The sequence below is a fragment of the Streptomyces sp. NPDC056452 genome (assembly GCF_042796085.1).
Classification (GTDB): Bacteria; Actinomycetota; Actinomycetes; order Streptomycetales; family Streptomycetaceae; genus Streptomyces.
Map to the genome: position 1 here is coordinate 1 of NZ_JBHTRI010000052.1, position 17,293 is coordinate 17,293.

19 protein-coding genes and 1 pseudogene are annotated in these 17,293 nt (G+C 71.2%); 10 read left to right on the forward strand and 10 right to left on the reverse strand.

What is annotated here, in order from left to right:
• Window positions 1-64 precede the first annotated feature (64 nt).
• The 3 genes from ACFQ6X_RS33570 to ACFQ6X_RS33580 form a co-directional block, all read right to left on the reverse strand.
• On the reverse strand, window positions 65-2,452 hold the full coding sequence (locus ACFQ6X_RS33570; RefSeq protein WP_383187342.1) for an ATP-binding cassette domain-containing protein: 2,388 nt from the start codon (window positions 2,450-2,452) through the stop codon (window positions 65-67).
• A gap of 138 nt (window positions 2,453-2,590) precedes the next feature.
• Complete coding sequence (locus tag ACFQ6X_RS33575; protein WP_383187344.1) at window positions 2,591-3,007, reverse strand: VOC family protein; 417 nt, start codon at window positions 3,005-3,007, stop codon at window positions 2,591-2,593.
• Between the two features lie 10 nt (window positions 3,008-3,017).
• On the reverse strand, window positions 3,018-3,440 hold the full coding sequence (locus ACFQ6X_RS33580; protein ID WP_383187347.1) for a helix-turn-helix domain-containing protein: 423 nt from the start codon (window positions 3,438-3,440) through the stop codon (window positions 3,018-3,020).
• A 115-nt stretch (window positions 3,441-3,555) separates the two neighbouring features.
• Between ACFQ6X_RS33580 and ACFQ6X_RS33585 the strand changes: the two genes are divergently transcribed.
• The 7 genes and pseudogenes from ACFQ6X_RS33585 (at window position 3,556) to ACFQ6X_RS33615 (ending at window position 8,247) form a co-directional block, all read left to right on the forward strand.
• The gene (locus ACFQ6X_RS33585; RefSeq protein WP_383187350.1) at window positions 3,556-3,903 is read left to right on the forward strand and encodes a hypothetical protein; all 348 of its coding nucleotides are present in this window, start codon (window positions 3,556-3,558) and stop codon (window positions 3,901-3,903) included.
• 70 nt (window positions 3,904-3,973) lie between these two features.
• The gene (locus ACFQ6X_RS33590; protein WP_383187352.1) at window positions 3,974-4,303 is read left to right on the forward strand and encodes a deoxyxylulose-5-phosphate synthase; all 330 of its coding nucleotides are present in this window, start codon (window positions 3,974-3,976) and stop codon (window positions 4,301-4,303) included.
• 71 nt (window positions 4,304-4,374) lie between these two features.
• On the forward strand, window positions 4,375-4,863 hold the full coding sequence (locus ACFQ6X_RS33595; protein ID WP_329208724.1) for a MarR family winged helix-turn-helix transcriptional regulator: 489 nt from the start codon (window positions 4,375-4,377) through the stop codon (window positions 4,861-4,863).
• A gap of 89 nt (window positions 4,864-4,952) precedes the next feature.
• Window positions 4,953-6,401, forward strand: a complete 1,449-nt coding sequence (locus tag ACFQ6X_RS33600) for an MFS transporter (RefSeq protein ID WP_383187354.1) — start codon at window positions 4,953-4,955, stop codon at window positions 6,399-6,401.
• A gap of 11 nt (window positions 6,402-6,412) precedes the next feature.
• Window positions 6,413-6,901: a TIGR03618 family F420-dependent PPOX class oxidoreductase gene (locus ACFQ6X_RS33605; RefSeq protein WP_383187357.1), complete on the forward strand. Its 489-nt coding sequence runs from the start codon at window positions 6,413-6,415 to the stop codon at window positions 6,899-6,901.
• A pseudogene (locus tag ACFQ6X_RS33610) lies at window positions 6,898-7,464 on the forward strand (HAD-IA family hydrolase); the annotation flags it as partial. The gene ACFQ6X_RS33605 and the pseudogene ACFQ6X_RS33610, both read left to right, overlap by 4 nt.
• Before the next feature lie 147 nt (window positions 7,465-7,611).
• Window positions 7,612-8,247, forward strand: a complete 636-nt coding sequence (locus ACFQ6X_RS33615; RefSeq protein ID WP_383187426.1) for an HAD family hydrolase — start codon at window positions 7,612-7,614, stop codon at window positions 8,245-8,247.
• Between the two features lie 18 nt (window positions 8,248-8,265).
• Here ACFQ6X_RS33615 and ACFQ6X_RS33620 read toward each other — a convergent pair whose 3' ends face one another.
• Both ACFQ6X_RS33620 and ACFQ6X_RS33625 read right to left on the reverse strand, forming a co-directional pair.
• On the reverse strand, window positions 8,266-8,928 hold the full coding sequence (locus tag ACFQ6X_RS33620) for a TetR/AcrR family transcriptional regulator (protein ID WP_383187358.1): 663 nt from the start codon (window positions 8,926-8,928) through the stop codon (window positions 8,266-8,268).
• Between the two features lie 19 nt (window positions 8,929-8,947).
• On the reverse strand, window positions 8,948-9,742 hold the full coding sequence (locus ACFQ6X_RS33625) for a TetR/AcrR family transcriptional regulator C-terminal domain-containing protein (RefSeq protein ID WP_383187361.1): 795 nt from the start codon (window positions 9,740-9,742) through the stop codon (window positions 8,948-8,950).
• 98 nt (window positions 9,743-9,840) lie between these two features.
• On the opposite strand from ACFQ6X_RS33625, the gene ACFQ6X_RS33630 reads away from it, so the two are divergent.
• The gene (locus tag ACFQ6X_RS33630) at window positions 9,841-10,797 is read left to right on the forward strand and encodes an ATP-binding cassette domain-containing protein (RefSeq protein ID WP_383187363.1); all 957 of its coding nucleotides are present in this window, start codon (window positions 9,841-9,843) and stop codon (window positions 10,795-10,797) included.
• On the forward strand, window positions 10,790-11,563 hold the full coding sequence (locus ACFQ6X_RS33635; RefSeq protein WP_383187365.1) for an ABC transporter permease: 774 nt from the start codon (window positions 10,790-10,792) through the stop codon (window positions 11,561-11,563). The genes ACFQ6X_RS33630 and ACFQ6X_RS33635 overlap by 8 nt, the downstream gene beginning before the upstream one ends.
• Here the strand turns inward: ACFQ6X_RS33635 and ACFQ6X_RS33640 are convergent.
• The 3 genes from ACFQ6X_RS33640 to ACFQ6X_RS33650 form a co-directional block, all read right to left on the reverse strand.
• Complete coding sequence (locus tag ACFQ6X_RS33640; RefSeq protein WP_383187367.1) at window positions 11,544-12,659, reverse strand: phosphotransferase; 1,116 nt, start codon at window positions 12,657-12,659, stop codon at window positions 11,544-11,546. The genes ACFQ6X_RS33635 and ACFQ6X_RS33640 overlap by 20 nt on opposite strands.
• An 88-nt stretch (window positions 12,660-12,747) precedes the next feature.
• A complete protein-coding gene (locus ACFQ6X_RS33645; protein ID WP_383187370.1) occupies window positions 12,748-13,536 on the reverse strand; it encodes an HAD family hydrolase in 789 nt (262 codons plus the stop codon).
• A 101-nt stretch (window positions 13,537-13,637) separates the two neighbouring features.
• Window positions 13,638-14,525 carry a winged helix-turn-helix domain-containing protein gene (locus ACFQ6X_RS33650; protein WP_383187373.1) on the reverse strand — a complete coding sequence of 296 codons (888 nt, stop codon included), beginning with the start codon at window positions 14,523-14,525 and terminating at the stop codon, window positions 13,638-13,640.
• Between the two features lie 225 nt (window positions 14,526-14,750).
• On the opposite strand from ACFQ6X_RS33650, the gene ACFQ6X_RS33655 reads away from it, so the two are divergent.
• The gene (locus tag ACFQ6X_RS33655; protein WP_383187375.1) at window positions 14,751-14,918 is read left to right on the forward strand and encodes a hypothetical protein; all 168 of its coding nucleotides are present in this window, start codon (window positions 14,751-14,753) and stop codon (window positions 14,916-14,918) included.
• Between the two features lie 43 nt (window positions 14,919-14,961).
• Here ACFQ6X_RS33655 and ACFQ6X_RS33660 read toward each other — a convergent pair whose 3' ends face one another.
• Both ACFQ6X_RS33660 and ACFQ6X_RS33665 read right to left on the reverse strand, forming a co-directional pair.
• Window positions 14,962-16,212, reverse strand: a complete 1,251-nt coding sequence (locus ACFQ6X_RS33660) for a GNAT family N-acetyltransferase (protein WP_383187377.1) — start codon at window positions 16,210-16,212, stop codon at window positions 14,962-14,964.
• A gap of 74 nt (window positions 16,213-16,286) precedes the next feature.
• The gene (locus tag ACFQ6X_RS33665) at window positions 16,287-17,255 is read right to left on the reverse strand and encodes an asparaginase (protein WP_383187379.1); all 969 of its coding nucleotides are present in this window, start codon (window positions 17,253-17,255) and stop codon (window positions 16,287-16,289) included.
• Window positions 17,256-17,293: the final 38 nt, after the last annotated feature.

A 17,293-nucleotide genomic window follows, 5' to 3' on the forward strand; every position in this document is an offset into this window, starting at 1 on the left:
GGGCCGGCAGTGCCGGCCCCGCCTCCTGGTTTCCGCCCGTGCTGCGAGCGTCCGCGCGTCCCCGTCAGGCGCCGACGTACTCCGCGAGGTGCTCGCCGGTGAGGGTGGACCCGTCGGCGACGAGGTCGGCGGGGGTGCCCTCGAAGACGACCTTGCCGCCGTCGTGGCCGGCGCCCGGGCCGAGGTCGATGATCCAGTCGGCGTGTGCCATGACCGCCTGGTGGTGCTCGATGACGATCACCGACTTGCCGGAGTCGACCAGCCGGTCCAGCAGGCCGAGCAACTGCTCGACGTCGGCGAGGTGCAGGCCCGTGGTCGGCTCGTCCAGGACGTAGACGCCGCCCTTGTCACCCATGTGGGTGGCCAGCTTGAGCCGCTGCCGCTCGCCGCCCGACAGTGTGGTGAGCGGCTGGCCGAGCGTGAGGTAGCCGAGACCGACGTCGGCGAGCCGCTCCAGGATCCTGTGCGCGGCAGGCGTCTGCGCCTCACCGGCACCGAAGAACTTCTCGGCCTCGGTCACCGACATCGCGAGCACCTCGCTGATGTCGCGGCCGCCGAGGTGGTAGTCGAGCACCGAGGCGTCGAACCGCTTGCCCTCGCAGTCCTCGCAGGTGGTGGCCACGCCGGCCATCATCGCCAGGTCCGTGTAGATGACGCCGGCGCCGTTGCACGTGGGGCAGGCACCCTCGGAGTTGGCGCTGAACAGCGCCGGCTTCACGCCGTTCTCCTTGGCGAACGCCTTGCGGATCGGCTCGAGCAGTCCGGTGTACGTCGCCGGGTTGCTGCGCCTGGAGCCCTTGATCGGGGCCTGGTCGACCGCCACCACGCCCTCGTCGGCCGGGATCGAGCCGTGCACGAGCGAGCTCTTGCCGGAGCCGGCGACACCGGTGATGACGGTGAGCACGCCGAGCGGAATGTCGACGTTCACGTTCCGCAGGTTGTTCGCCTTCGCGCCGCGGATCTTCAGGGCACCGGTGGGCTTGCGCACCGACTCCTTCACGGAGGCCCGGTCGTCGAGGTGGCGGCCGGTGACGGTGCCGCTGGACCGCAGCCCTTCGAGGCTGCCCTCGTAACAGACGGTGCCGCCCGCCGTACCGGCGCCGGGACCGAGGTCGACGACGTGGTCGGCGATCGCGATGGCCTCCGGCTTGTGCTCGACCACGAGCACGGTGTTGCCCTTGTCGCGCAGTTGCAGGAGCAGGCCGTTCATCCGCTGGATGTCGTGCGGGTGCAGCCCGATCGTCGGCTCGTCGAAGACGTACGTGATGTCCGTGAGCGAGGAGCCGAGGTGACGGATCATCTTCACGCGCTGCGCCTCGCCACCGGACAGCGTGCCCGCCGGCCGGTCGAGCGAGAGGTAGCCGAGGCCGATCTCCACGAACGAGTCGAGGGTCTGCTGCAGCGCGAGGAGCAGCGGCGCCACCGACGGCTCCTTCAGGCCGCGGACCCAGTCGGCCAGGTCCCTGATCTCCATGGCGCAGGCGTCGGCGATGCTCTTCCGCTTGATCTTCGACGAGCGGGCACCCTCGTTGAGACGGGTGCCGTCGCACTCGGGGCAGCTGCTGAAGGTGACCGCGCGCTCCACGAACGCCCTGATGTGCGGCTGCATCGCCTCCTTGTCCTTGGACAGGAACGACTTCTGGATCTTGGGGATCAGCCCCTCGTAGGTGAGGTTGATGCCGTTGACCTTGACCTTGACCGGCTCCCGGTAGAGGAAGTCCTGCATCTCCTTCTTGGTGAACCTGCGGATCGGCTTGTGCGGGTCGAGGAAGCCCGACTGGGCGTAGAGCCCCACGGTCCACTGGCTGTCCGACTTCCAGCCGGGGATGGTGAACGCGCCCTCCGCGAGCGACTTGGAGTCGTCGTACAGCTGGGTGAGGTCGATGTCGGAGACCTTGCCCCGGCCCTCGCAGCGCGCGCACATGCCGCCGGTGATGCTGAAGCTGCGCCGCTCCTTCACGGTCTGCCCGGCGCGCTGCACCGTGACCGCTCCCGCACCGCTGATCGAGGCGACGTTGAAGGAGAACGCCTTGGCCGAGCCGATGTACGGCTTCCCGAGGCGGCTGAAGAGGATGCGCAGCATCGCGTTGGCGTCCGTGGCGGTGCCCACAGTGGAGCGCGGGTCGGACCCCATCCGCTGCTGGTCGACACTGATCGCGGTCGTCAGCCCGTCGAGTACGTCGACGTCGGGCCGCGCGAGGGTCGGCATGAAGCCCTGCACGAAGGTGCTGTACGTCTCGTTGATCAGCCGCTGCGACTCCGCGGCGATCGTGCCGAACACCAGGGAGCTCTTGCCTGATCCGGAGACACCGGTGAACACCGTCAACCGACGCTTCGGGATCTCGATGCTGACGTCCTGGAGGTTGTTCACGCGTGCGCCGTGCACGCGGATCAGGTCGTGGCTGTCGGCATCGTGCAGCGCGGGCGACTGCGTGTCCTTCTTCGTGGCCATGCTTATCGTCTCTCCATCTGTGAGGCGGGGCCGCCGGGCGGTCCCGGCCGGTGTCGCCCGGTTCGATCCGACCGGCTTCGAGCACGTACGTCCGGTTCTACATTCGCGGGAGCTGTCGCGGCAACGGTCCGCCGTTCCCTACGCCTTGCGGGACTGGGTGAAGCGGATCATGTTCCCGGCCGGGTCACGGAAGGCGCAGTCGCGGACGCCGTACGGCTGGTCGATCGGCTCCTGCAGCACCTCCCCGCCCGCTGCCCTGATGCTTTCGAAGGTGGTGTCGCAGTCGTCGGTGGAGAAGATCACGCCGCGCAGGTTGCCCTTGGCCAGCAGTTCGGCCATCGCCTTCCTGTCGGCCTCCGAGGCGTTGGGGTCGGCGAGCGGCGGTTCGAGGACGATCTCCACGTCGGGCTGCGTGAGCGAGCCGACGGTCACCCAGCGCATTCCCTCGAAGGCGACGTCGTTGCGCACCTCCAGGCCGAGGGCGTCGCGGTAGAAGGCGAGCGCCTTGTCGTGGTCGTCGACGGCGATGAAGCACTGCGAGAGGTTGATGTTCATGGCTTCGACGCTACGAGTCGGCGGCGGGATTCGCTTCTCCGTTCCTGACCGGTCTCGTGATGATCTTGGCGACGCACGCCGGGATCGCGGCGCCGGCCTCGTGGGGGCGGGCCCGGTAGGCACTCGGGCTCTCACCGACCAGCTCCGTGAAGCGGGAACTGAACGACCCCAGCGAAGTACATCCGACCGCGAAGCAGACGTCCGTGACGCTGAGGTCGCCCCGCCGCAGCAGCGCCTTCGCCCGCTCGACGCGCCGGGTCATCAGGTAGCTGTAGGGCGTCTCCCCGAAGGCGGCGCGGAAACTGCGGGAGAAGTGTCCGGGCGACATGAGGGCGACGCTCGCCAGCGCCGGAACGTCCAGCGGCTGCGCGTAGTCGCGGTCCATCATGTCCCGGACGCGGCGCAGCCGTACCAGGTCGGCCAGGGGGGTCATGCTCACCAGCATGGCACGGCGGATGTGCCCCGTCCCGGCGATCGGTGCTCCTGGACGGAGTTCTGCCGACAGACGATCCGCGGGCGCCGTTGCACCTCCTGGGTAGGCTCCGCCCATGAGTGAGTTCCTGCCGCTCCTGGTCCTCGCGGGCGCAGTCGCCGGGGTCATGGGTTTCTTCACCTGGCTGGCGTCCCGCGTCCGTCGCCGCGGTGTCGCCGGAGCGGCGATCAGTGCCGCCATGGCCTCGTACGACGAGGCGTTCAGGGTGACCGCTCATGACGCCCACTACGAGATCCGGGCGCAGGCGGAGCGCAAGGTACCCCTCCTGTCGCCCGGCGATCCGTGGGGGCGCAGGCGTGGTGAGGATCCGGGCGACGGCGGTCCGCAGGAGTCACCTTCGCGGCCCCGCCGCCCGCGGCGCGGGATCCGTCGCCGCGTCGGACGTCTGTGGCGGGGCCGCTGAACCGGGTCCGCCCGTCGAACCGGTGGAAAAACAGCTCGAAGGCGCCGGACCGAGCGCCTACGCTGCCCCCATGCCCCATGGGAAGACCGCCTACGTGTGCCTGCCCTGCCGGGCTTCGTACAAGCAGCCTTACGACAGGGACCGGGAGCGCGTCTGTCCGCGCTGCGCAGGGAAGCTGATCCACGTCGGGTCCGCCTTCGCGCCGCCGCGACGACGGGACGTCGCGGCGTGGCGTGCGCTCTCGGTGCTCCTGAACGCGGGGATCCGCTTCCACAAGAGCTGCTGCGGCGGCCCCGGCTACCGCCCGCGCACCCTGCGCGAGGTGAAGGAGCGGGTGGCGTACGCGGAGGCGACCGGAGAGCCGTTCGCCCGCGCTCTTCTCCGCGGGGCGATTCCCTAGCCGGGCTCCGGAAGACGTAGTGCGTCTCTTCCGGACGATCCGCCACGGACCGAATTGTTACGCTGGCTGACATGACCGCCATGACGCCCGCCCGCACCGCACCGGACCTCTCCTTCCTCCTCGACCACACCAGCCATGTCCTGCGGACCCGGATGGCCGCCGCCCTCGCCGAGATCGGGCTGACGGCTCGGATGCACTGCGTCCTGGTACACGCGCTTGAGGGGGAGCGCACCCAGATCCAGCTCGCGGAGATCGGCGACATGGACAAGACCACGATGGTGGTGACGGTGGACGCCCTGGAGAGCGCGGGGCTCGCCGAGCGGCGGCCGTCCAGCCGTGACCGACGGGCCCGGATCATCGCCGTCACCGAGGAAGGCGCCCGGCTCGCCGAGCGGAGCCAGCAGATCGTCGACCAGGTGCACAAGGACGCCCTGTCGACACTCCCCGACAGCGACCGCGACGTGCTGCTGCGCGCCCTGAACCAGCTGGCCGAGGAGCACCTGGCCACCCCCGTCGAGAACCCCCGCCCGGTCCGGCGCGCCCGCCAGGGCCAGAGTTAGCCGCAGCCGGTAGGGCCGTTAAATATAGTCTGCAACAAAACCATCTGCTACGGTCACTCCTGTCGACCCGTTCCGACAGGAGAAGACCGATGTCTGTCACTGCGCCCCTTCCGCCGCGCGACGCCACCGGGCCCACCGCCCGCACCCGCAAGCTGGCCCTCGGAGTGATCGCCTCCGGGATGCTGATGATGACCCTCGACGGCTCCATCGTGACCGTGGCGATGCCCGCCATCCAGCGCGACCTCGGATTCACCTCCGCCGGCCTCAGCTGGGTGGTCAACGCCTATCTGATCGGGTTCGGCAGCCTGCTCCTGCTGGCCGGCCGGCTCGGCGATCTGATCGGCCGCAAGCGCATGTTCGTCGCCGGGACCGTGGTCTTCACCGCGGCCTCCCTGCTGGCCGGCGTGGCAGCGACCCCCGGGATGCTGATCGCCGCCCGGCTCCTGCAGGGGGTCGGCAGCGCGATGGCCTCCGCCGTAGGCCTCGGCATCCTCGTGACCCTGTTCACCGGGCAACGGGAACGCGCCGGGGCCATCGCCGTGTTCTCGTTCACCGGGGCGGCGGGCGCCTCGATCGGGCAGGTGCTCGGCGGCGGCCTCACCGACGCGCTCGCCTGGAACTGGATCTTCTTCATCAACCTGCCGATCGGCATCGCGGCCCTCCTGATCGCCCGCCGCGTCCTGCCCGCCGACCGCGGCATCGGCCTCGCCGCCGGCGCCGACGTCCTGGGCGCGGCACTCGTCACCGCGGGTCTGATGCTCGGCATCTACACCGTGGTCAAGGTCGAGGAGTACGGCTGGACCTCCGCGCCCACACTCGGCCTCGGCGCACTCACCCTCGTACTCCTCGTCGGGTTCGTCGTCCGCCAGGCCACCGCCAGGACGCCGCTCATGCCCCTGCGGATCTTCCGGTCCCGCAGTGTGGCCGGGGCCAACCTGGTCCAGGTCCTCATGGTGGCCGCCCTGTTCTCGTTCCAGATCCTCGTCGCGCTCTTCCTGCAGAACGTGCTCGGGTACGGCGCCGCCGAGACCGGTCTCGCCATGCTTCCGGCCGCCGCCGTCATCGGAGCCGTATCGCTGGGCGTCTCGGCGCGGCTGAACGCCCGGTTCGGTGAACGCGCCGTCCTGCTGGCCGGGATCCTGCTGCTGATCGGCGCCCTCGGGCTCCTCACCCGGGTTCCCGTACAGGCGCAGTACGTGAGCGACCTGCTCCCCGTGATGCTCCTGGCCGCCGGTTTCGGGCTCGCCCTCCCCGCATTGACGGCGCTCGGCATGTCCGGTGCGGGCGACGACGATGCCGGGCTCGCCTCGGGCGTCTTCAACACGACGCAGCAGATCGGTATGGCCGTCGGCGTCGCGGTGCTGTCCACACTCGCGGCGGGCCGCAGTGAGCGGCTGCTGGCCGAAGGCCACAGCAGAGCCGACGCGCTGACCAATGGTTACCAGCTGGCCTTCGGAGTCGGCACGGGCCTGCTCGTCGCCGCCTTCGCCCTCGCGCTCCTCGTCCTTCGCCCCGCAGCCGCTCCCGCCCGTTCCTGAAAGGTCGTTCCATGAACGCAGTCGGATCATCGAAGCCGAAGAGCGGGCCCGCGCCCCGCGTCCTCACCGACGAGGAGCTCTCCCGAATCCTCCAGGAGCAGCCGTTCGGCGTGCTCGCCGCCGTCCGCAGTACCGGGCACCCGCATCTGTCGACCGTGCTGTACCGCTGGAACAGCGAGGACCGCACCGTACGCGTCTCCACCACCGCCGACCGCCTGAAGGCGCGCATGCTGCGCCGGGATCCGCACGCCTCGCTGCACGTCCGCGGCGGCGACGAATGGTCGTTCGCCGTCGCCGAGGGCGAGGCGGAGGTGTCGCAGGAGTCCGTTGTGGCCGGTGACGCGATCGGCCGTGAACTACTCTCCCTGACGCCGGGTTTCGACGACCCGGCGGACGAGGCCGCCTTCCTGGCGCAGGCCGTGGTGGAGCGCCGTGTGGTGATCCGCCTCCGGGTCTCCCGCCTGTACGGAACGGCTTTGGACATACCCGCGGCGGAATGAGACCGGCCATGCAGGTGCCCGGAAAGTACGTGCTGTTCGATGTCGACGGCACCCTGATCGACGCGCTCGACAACCAACGCAGGGTCTGGAGCACATGGGCGCTGCGGCACGGCCTCGACCCCGACGAGGTCTACCGGACGGCGCTGCGCACGCGGCCCATGGAGACCTTCGCCGAGGTCGCCCCGGACCGGGATCCGCACGTCTGCCTGGACCTCCTGCACGAACTGGAGGACGAGGACGTCCGTACCGGCGACTACACCGCGTTCGACGGCGCCGCGGCACTGCTGGCTTCCCTTCCCGTCGGCTCCTGGGCGCTGGTCACGTCCAACTACGAGCACCGGGTCCGCGGCCGGTTCGCCCGTACGGGGCTGCCGGTGCCCGAGGTGATCGTGGACGCCGCGTCGGTGGTGGAGGGCAAACCGTCCCCGGCGCCGTACCTGCTGGCGGCCGAGCGGCTCGGCGCCCGGCCGGAGGACTGCCTCGTGATCGAGGACGCCCCGTCCGGGGTGCAGGCAGGGCTGCGGGCCGGGATGACGGTGTGGTCGGTGAACGCCCCGGCCGCCGGCGGCACACCACAGGGCCCGACCGCCGGCGGCACACAGACAGGCCCGGCCGCTCAGGTCACGCAGGCCGGTGCTCACCGTCGCTTCGCCGCACTGGGCGATGCGGTACGCGACATCCTCGCGTTCGCCACCGCGTCCGCCACCGCCATTCGGGAACCGGCCGACCGGCCCTTCGACGCGGTGCTGTGCGACCTCGACAACGTCATCCGCTTCTACGACACGACGCACCTGGCCTCGCTGGAACGGGCCGCGGGCCTCCCGGAAGGCACCACCGAGGAGATCGCGTACGCGCCGGAGACCGACCTCCCGCTGCTCCTGGGCCGGATCTCCCCGGACGAGTGGGTCGAGGCCATCGTGTCCGGCCTGGCCGGCCGGGTGGACGAGGCCCGGGCCCGTGAGCTGGGCCGGGCGCTCGCCCGGGCGCCGTTCCGGGCGGACGAGGAGGTGGTGGCCCTGCTGCGACGGGTCAGGGCCCTGGTGCCGCTCGTCCTGGTCACCAACGCGACCCTCCGACTGGAGGACGACCTGGCCGCGTTGGGGATCGGCGACCTGGCCGACCATGTCGTCAGCAGCGCCGTGGAGGGCGTCGCGAAGCCGGACCCGGAGATCTACCGGATCGCCGCCGCACGCGCTGGGGTGCCACTGGACCGGTGCCTCTTCGTGGACGACCGCCAGGAGAACGTCGACGCGGCCGTCGCCCTCGGGATGACGGGCGTGCTCTTCCGTGAACCGGCCGATCTGCACGGCCCGTTCGGGTTCGCTCTCACCCGGGTGGACGCGTGAGCGACGAGGTGCACCCCGTCAACGACTGACCTGCTCCAGCCCCGTCCTCAGCTGGACGAAGGCGTTCTCGGCCGCCGCCACCGCGCCCCCGTACACCTGGCCGGCGCTCTCCCCGGCGTCGATCCGCCGCCAGTTCCCCTCGGCGAGGATCCGCAGGACGGCGACGATCTGCCCCGCCGCGAGCCGCGCCGGCATCCCGTTGCCCAGGGCGCGGGCGAGCGCCTTCTCGGAGCGCCCCCGGTACGTGTGCAGCCGGGCGACGAGGGACGGGGTGCCGTACAGCAGCCGGTGGAACGCCAGCACCGCCGGGGTGTCGCAGAGCCCCGTCACCGGGTCGCGGCGGTCGAGACCGTCCAGGTGGTGGCGGCGCAGCGCGGCCAGGGGCGATTCGCCGGGGGCCCGGCCGGAGACCACCCGGGCCGCCTCGTCCTCGTGCTCGGCGTACCGGTGCAGCACCAGGTCCTCCTTGGCCGGGAAGTACCGGAACAGCGTCGGCTTGGAGATGTCGGCCGCAGCCGCCACCTCGGCCACGGAGACCTTGCCGAAGCCCCGCTCCAGGAACATCCCGATCGCGGCATCGGAGACCGCCTTGCAGGTCAGCTGCTTCTTGCGCTCACGCAGACCTGTCGGCGCGAGCGCCGCCGGGCCGGTCTTCTCTCCGCTCATGACGCTCATGACCATGAAGCGTACGCCCCTGACCTCAACCGGACTTGATGTCCTGGCCCTCCGTGCGCCGCTGTCGGATCAGGGCCTCGGTCCCGTCGAGCAGCCGTGCGAGTCCGAACACGAACTCGTAGTCGGGGTCGTCCGGCTCACTCATGACACCGCTGCCCATCAGCCGGCTGAGCGCGGGATGCCGTACGGGGTCGACCAGTCGGCCCATGGTCCTCTCCCACCGTGCCCTCACCTCGTCGGCGGGCACGCCCTTCGCCGCGACGGCCGCGGCGATATCGCTCATCAGCAGCGCCTCGTTCCGGACGAAACCGGAGACGAGGAGGATGGTGGAGATCTTGTCGCCCTCGCTCAGTCCGCTGTCCTCCAGCGCCTGGAGGCCCTGCTCCCACCAGGCCACCGAGTTCGGGCTGGCGGGCGGGCCGGAGATCGGCATGCGCAGCGCCCACAGGTTGCGGTGGAACATCTCCCGCTGGGCCCGTGCCCACTGGCCGATCGCCTCCCGCCAGCCCTCCCCCGCCTCCAGGGCGGGCAGCGGCGGTGGCTCGCCCATGGCCGCCTCCTGCATCAGGAGGTAGAGCTCCTCCTTCGCCGAGACGTACCGGTAGAGCGACATCGTGGACGCGCCGAGGTCCTTGGCGACCCGCCCCATCGAGACGGCCGCGAGCCCTTCCGAGGCCGCGACGGCCACGGCCGCGGCGACGATGCGGTCCAGGGTCAGCCCGGGCTTGGGCCCCTTGACCGGGCGGTCCCGCAGACCCCAGGCGGCCTCGATGCTGGCCGGGAGGCCCGTGCCGCCCGAACCGCCGTTCTTCTCCGTCACCCGAAGCCGCCTCTCCCCGTACTGCCTTGACCTTCATCCTAGGTTTGCGTAATGCTTACGCAGTAACGCGTATGACATACGCAGAAGGGTGGACTCCCATGCCCGGAGCAATGATCGAGGCCCACGGCCTCACGAAGTCCTACGGAAGACCGGCCGCACGGGTCCGCGTCCTGGACGGCGTCGGCCTCCAGGTCGCCCGCGCCTCCGTCTTCGCTCTGCTCGGCCCCAACGGCGCGGGCAAGACCACGGCCGTACGCATCCTCGCCACCCTCACCACCGCCGACTCCGGCACGGCACGCGTCGCCGGGTTCGACGTCGTCACCGACCGGAGCCGGGTGCGCCGCGCGATCAGCCTCACCGGGCAGTTCGCCGCCGTCGACGAGACCCAGACCGGCGAGGAGAACCTGCGGATGACGGCGAGGCTGACAGGCCTCTCGCGCAAGCAGGCCGAGCAGCGGACCGAGGAACTCCTCGTCCGCTTCGGCCTCACCGACGCCGCCCGCCGCCGGACCCGTACGTACTCCGGGGGCATGCGGCGCCGCCTCGACCTGGCGGCGGGACTCGTCGGCTCGCCCGAGCCCGGCGTCTTCTTCCTCGACGAGCCCACCACCGGTCTCGACCCGCGCAGCCGCCGGGAGCTCTGGCAGGTCGTCGGCGACCTCGCGGGCCGGGGTGCCGCGGTGCTGCTCACCACCCAGTACCTCGAGGAGGCCGACACACTGGCCGACCGCATCGCCGTACTGGACAGGGGCCGGATCGTCGCCGAAGGCACCCCGGACACACTGAAGTCGCACACCTCCGGCCACCGCCTCGACGTGGTCCTCACCAGCCGCGAGGCCTACCTCCGGCTCGCCACCGGCGCCGTCCACCACTCCCCCGGGACGCTGACCCTGGGCCTGCCCACCGACGGCACGGCAGCCCATGTACGCGCCCTGCTCGACGAGATCGACCCGCACCGCACGGACGTGGACCGCTTCTCCGTGCACAGCGCGACCCTCGACGACGTGTTCCTGGCCCTCACCGCACAGACCACGGAGGCACCGGCCCATGTCTGACGCACCCGGAGTCCTGACCCACGCCGCGGTCATGACCGGCCGCAGCCTGCGCATCAGCCGCCGCAACATCGACGCCGTCATCACCTCGATGCTGCTGCCGATCATGCTGATGCTGATATTCGTCTACTTCTTCGGCGGCGCGATCGACACGGGCCCCGCCTACGACTCGTACGTCATGTACGTCGTCCCCGGAGTCCTGCTCCTGTGCGCGGGATTCGGCGCCTCCACCACGGCGGTCGCCGTGAGCGAGGACATGAAGGGCGGCATCATCGACCGCTTCCGCTCCCTGGACGTCGGCGGTACGCCGGTGCTCGCCGGGCACGTCGTGGCAAGCACCGTACGCAATCTGGTCTCCACCACCCTCGTGTTCGGCGTCGCCGTCCTCATCGGCTTCCGCCCGGCGGCGACCCCGGCCGGCTGGGCGGCCGTCGCCGCCGTGCTCCTCGCCTACATCACGGCGCTGTCCTGGATCTCGGCGGCCATCGGACTGCTCGCCAGAACCCCGGAGGCGGCCGGCGGGTTCACCTTCTTCATGTCGTTCCTGCCGTACCCGAGCAGCGCGTTCGTCCCGGTCGACAGCATGCCGGGCTGGCTCCACGGCTTCGCCGACCACCAGCCGATCACCCCGGCCATCGAGTCGCTGCGCGGCCTCCTGCTGAACCAGCCGGTGGGCCACACCCCGTGGATCGCGCTCGCGTGGGCGACGGGAATCCTGGTACTCGCGGTGGGGCTCTCCGGGGTGCTGTTCAGGGTGCGGACGCGGTGACGGCGGGGCGCGACCGGAACCACTGCTCGTAGGCATCCATGACCTGCCCGAGCGTGGGAACGGCCTGCGCCCCGAACAGCGGCTGCGCGGCCACCAGCGCCTGCCGGACCTGCTCCGCCACACCCGGGAGCAGGTGCCGGTTCGGCCCGCCCGCCGGCTCCTCCAGCACGAGCGCTCCGCGGATGACATCCGTGTACACCGACTGGGCCCGCTTGTAGTCGAGCAGCACGGGCAGATCCCGCCGCCACCCCGACGTCGCGTCCGGCCGTGCCGCTTCGACCGCCGCCTCCCAGATCCCGCAGATCTCCTCCCGCTCCTCGTCCGCGTAGCGCATCAGGTGCAGATGCGTCGCCAGGTCGTAGAGCGGGTCGCCGATCATGGCGAGTTCCCAGTCGATGGCCCACAGGTCGCCGCGGAGGTCGACGATGAAGTTCGCCCGGTGCAGATCACCGTGGACGAGCACGAAGGGCCGGGACCCCAGCCCCCGCGCCCGGTGCCTCAGCTCTTCCAGGGCGGCGTCATTCACGCCCAGCCGGTCGAACAGCCCGCGGTACGGGGCACCGTGCTCCCGGTAGACCCGCTCCTGGGTGAACGTGATGAGGCCGGCCAGAAACCCCGCGCAGTCTCCGTCCTCGGGCCGGTCCTCGGGCCGGCAGATCCGCCCGATGTCGATCTCGTCCGTCTTGACCGCTGCCAACTCACCAAAAAGTTGGCCGAGTTGGTCGCGATGCCGGTCGGAGAGCGGTCCGCTGGGCAGCACCCCCTGCCCCAGCGTGCGTCCCTCGATGAAGACCTGGAGCCGGGCCGCGCCGGCCTCGATGATTTCCGGAATCCTCTGCACTCGCCCCTGCAGGGCCCGGAGCAGGAGCTCCTCGGACCGGAAGCACCGTCGGTCGTACCAGAACAGCCCGGGACGCGGCTCCCGCACCTTGCCCCGCCTGGGCCGCACGCCCGGGTCGCTGCCGGGCGGAAGCGGAATGACGTAGGTCTCGTGGTGGTACCCCTGGAGCGGGCCCTCGATCGCCCTGTCGCCGTAGTCCAGCCCGGCTCTCTCCGCCGCCGTCCGGCGGACCTCGGACACTGCGTCGACTGTCATGGATGGCGGCCTCGTGGGTACGGAACTGTGGAACTGACGAGGAAGGTACCGCGCTGATCGTCCGGGGCGGGGGAAATTGACGTCGTCGTCACTCGGTCGTTTCCGGCCGAGTGATTTCGCATCGAACACTCGCCGTCGCCGTTCGAGCCGCGCTGGTGTTCCGCTCGTGCGGGGAACTCGCCGCACGAGCGAGCCCTTCGAGCGTGGAGACGCTCACCTCCGCTCCCACGTCGCGCAGTTCCCGGTACTTCCAGGCGTTCTCCGCGTAGCCGAGGAAGGGCACTCCGGCCTTGCTGGCGGCCAGCCAGTCGGCGGCCGAGTCACCGATCATCAGCGCGTCCGCGGCGGCCACCCCGGTCGACTCCAGCGCGCGGTGCAGGCAGTCCGGGTCCGGCTTGAGCAGGGCCGGGTCCGGCCTGCGGCCGTGTATGTGCCCGTCGAAGCACGGGCCGAGACCGTCCCTGGCGAGGTAGGAGGTCACCGCCGCGGGCGAGTTGTTGGTGGTCACCGCGAGGCGCGTACCCGCAGCCTTCAGGGCCCGGACGAGCTCCGCCGCTCCCGGGGTCGGGGTGGCCCTTCCCGCCGCCACGACCTCCTCCTCGGTGAGCTGCCCGTCCAGCGCGGCCATCAGCGCGCGGTCCTCGGGGTAGTGCTTGCGGACCGCCAGGAGCACGCCGAGCGGGTCGGCGTCCCGCACGCTCGCGGCCACCGGCGCCGGATCACGGCCGAGTGCCGCCAGCCGCCCTGAGAGCCGCCGCGCGACCCCCTCGGCCGAATGGCCGGCGAACAGCCGGCACAAGGGGCCGTCGAAGTCGAAGAGGACGCATGCGGCGGATGAGAGAAGGGCATGCGGGTCGGTCGCGTGCGGTTGAATCACGTCGCTCCGTCCGTCGGGGCGCGGGCCGGGGGCCGGCACTTCGCCTCCCCATACTGCCCGCGCCCCCTGCGGCAGAACTCGGTGAACACACGATCCCCGTATCAGGTCTCCAGGTTCAGATCGGTGGCCACGGTGGTCCACAGGCCCTCGAACCACATCGACGACTGCGCGACGAACGCCTCGTCCCGCACCCCGCCGTCACCGTTGAAGGTGAAGAGCGTCGAGTCGCTCCCCAGGACGTCGAAGAGCTGGACCGGGCTGCCGTCGATCTGCTCCTCCCGCCGGGTGACGGTGTAGTACGCGAACAGCGCCTCGGCGTCGTTCAGCAGGTAGATCTTCACGGGCGGGGTGAACGGCAGCGCCCGGAAGGTCACTTCGACGTCGAGATGGCGCGTGCTGCGCATCGCCAGCAGGTGGTGCCGCATGGCCGCGCCCTGGATGTTGCGCAGATGCAGCCAGCGCTCGTGGACCTGCGCGGCGTCCTCGGCGTCATCGGCCGGCCGGGGGAACGCCAGGTCCAGACGGCGGTCCGGCAGCAGGATGCGCACCTTCACCGAGCGCGGCGTGAGACGGCCTGACCGGATCCGCTGCAGGGGCTCCGCCAGGGCGAGCGCGAGGGATTCCGCCGTGAGGCAGAGCGCGTCGATCCGCACCTCGGGCGCCCCGAACGCCGCCAGGATCTTGGGCCCCAGGAGGGCCGCCGTCTGCTGGGGCTCGTCGTCCGCCTCGCCGCCGACGGGAGGGGGGCCCGCGATGCGCGGCGGGGCGCCCCGGGTGACCGCGGTGAGCATCCCCTCGGACTTCAGATGCTCCACCGCCTTCCGGATCGCGCCCCGTTCGACGCCGAACTCCTCGACGAGCTGCGCCTGCGTCGGCATGGAGGCGCCGGTCTTGAGTACGCCGGTGAGGATCCGCTCCCGCAGGATGTCCGCCACCTCTTCCGAGGAGGGCTTCGTGGTGCCGTTCGTTGCTCCGCGCTCAGGGGTCACAACAGAACGCTACAACTTCCTGCCATCTAATGGAACTTGTTGCGAAGTTGGTTATGAACCAGCACCAAGTGGGGACCCTAAGAAGTGAGTTGGTCGCCAACTCTGCCAACATCCTTTTGTACAGGGCACGTTCATCGCTGAATCCGTCCAACGCCGTACGGGTGCAGCTCGCGCATCGGCCGCTTCCCGGAGCCTTCGCTCCCCACCTCCTCAGGAGGGACCGCCATGCCCGTACTCATCTTCTTCCTCGAGCGGTATCTGGAGTGGAAATTCGGCGTCATGAGCACTGTCGCCGTGTCGTTGCTGGTCGGCGGCTGGAAGTCCGGCAGCGAGCAGTGCACCACTGCCGGTGCCGTGCTGCTGGCCGTGCTCGTGGTGGGCGCGTCCCTCTAGGCGCCCGGGACCACCCGGGCACCTGGGAAGCTCACAGAACCCGTCAGAACACGTCCGGGCACCACGGCCGCCGCGCCGTACGGAACACCGTCTCCGCCGTCGCCGCGGCCCCCGCCCGGTTCTCCTGCGCACTGCCCAGCGCGACGAGTCGCAGCGCCGACTCGTCGCCCAGGTAGAGCGTCGCCAGCTCCCGTACGTCCAGAGCGAGGTCGGCGCTCCGTGTCGTCGGGGTGCAGGAAGCACCGGACGGGGAGACGTCCAGCCGGAAACGGCCGGCCGTCAGGCCCGTGCCGTCGTGGACGTCCAGGACCAGCGTGGCCTCGGTCGCGTACGTGCGGGCCTCCAGGGCCCGGGGTACGTCCAGGAGGCGCAGCCACAGCCAGTCCGCCTGGGTCACGGTGCGGGCGGCCCGGGGGTCCGGGAGGAGCAGGGGGAGCAGGTCGTCGGGGGCGCGGTGGCCGGTGCGGACCGTGGTGATCCAGTCGATCGAGCAGACGTAGCGCCACAGTGCGCGTTCCGCCGCCGGGGTCGCCGCGATCAGGCCCGAGACGGTGGCCTTGTTGAGCGGCTGCTTCGAGTCGCTCCATTCGGTGCCGGCGCGGTAGAGGACCAGCCCGTCGACCTCACCGTCCGCGTTGCGGTACACCCCGTAGAACGGCTCCGTCCACCCTTCGTGCGCCGGTACGCCGACGCCGGTGTGCCGCTCCCACCAGCGTGCGTCGCGGCTGATGACGCCGGGCTGCCGGGCCGCCAGACGGGCATGGAGCTCGGGGCCCAGCTTGCGTACGTCCGCGCCGTCGACGAGCGCGATACTGCCGCCGTCCGCCTCCGAGAGGGCGGGCCTGTGCGGGTCCAGGCCGGCCCGGGGGACGTCGATCTCCCACTCGGTGGTCCAGGTCGCCGGCCCGAAGCCGTACCGCCCGTAGATCGGGTACTCGGCCGCTATGAGCGAGGCGACCACGTCGCCGCGCTCCTTCGCCGCCGCCAGGTCCGCGGTCATCATCCGGCGGAGCAGTCCGCGGCGGCGGTGCGTGGCCGTCACCGTCACGGCGGAGACCGCGTCGGCCTGCACCGTGGCGCCGCCCACGACAGTCAGCTCCTGGGCGAAGGAACGGAAGGTGGCCACGCAGCGCCCGTTGTCGAACACGCCCTGGACACGGGACAGATCGGTGTGGGCCAGACGGTCCGCGACCTCCTGCTCCGTGTCCGCGAGCGGCCGCAGGAAGCCGGCGTTCACGGCGCGCAGCCATTCGGGGTAGTCGGACGCGGTGACGGTACGGAGATCGGTGGTCATGCCCACCACGCTAGGCACACGGTGTCGGGAATGTCGCGCGGATTTCGGCCCCCCTCACCGCCTGCCCCCGCCCCTCAGAACGCCGCGCGGATCCCGCCGACCTCCGCGGCGCCGCCCAGCAGCGGCGCCCTGCCGATGCGGGACACCACCGGGGCGTCGACACCGAGCAGTTCCAGCGCACGGGCCAGCACCGGGCCCAGCGCACGCGTCGAACCGTCGTCGATCTTGAAGGCCAGCGCCCTGCCGTCCGCGAGCGCCACCGCCTGGACCGCCTCGGCGCCCATCTTCGAGAGCGTGCCCGGCACTTCGCGCATCAGCCAGGTGTCCGGGCGCCGCGTCCCGGCGACGAACTCCGGGTGCGCCCGCATCGCGTCGGCGACCCGGCGCTCCGCGGTGCCGGGCTCCGCCAGGACGAACGTACGGAACGCGCGGGCCAGACCCACCAGGCCGATCGCCATCAGCGGGGCCCCGCAGCCGTCCGTGCCGACCGCCGCGACCGGCTCGCCCGCCGCTTCCGCGACCACCTGGCCGACGAGCTGCTGCAGCGGATGCGCCGGGTCGAGGTACGTCGAGGTGTCCCAGCCGTTCTGTACACAGACGGCGAGCATCGCCGCGTGCTTGCCGGAGCAGTTCATCGTGAGCGGCTCCCGCACCCGCCCCGCGGCGAGGTAGGCCTCCGCCTCCACCGGGTCCAGCGGAAGGTCCGGCGGGGTCTGGAGGTCGTCCGGCTTCAGTCCGTGCTCGGAGAGCATCGTGCGGACGAGGTCGAGGTGGAAGTCCTCCCCCGAGTGGCTCGCGGCGGCCAGTGCCAGCCGCTCCCCCGACAGGTCAAGACCGGCCCGCAGGATCGCGGCGGCCTGCATCGGCTTGTTGGACGAGCGCGGGAAGACCGGGGCCGCCGGGTCGCCGAGCGCGTACTCCACCCGCCCGTCGGCGGCCAGCACGACCAGCGATCCCCGGTGGTGGCCCTCGGTGAAACCGGACCGTACGACCTCGGCCAGGACCGGGAGCGCGGGGGACGCGGCGGGAGATATGGAGGTCATGGTGGCGGGTGGCCTTCCGGGGGCGGGGCGGGACCTGC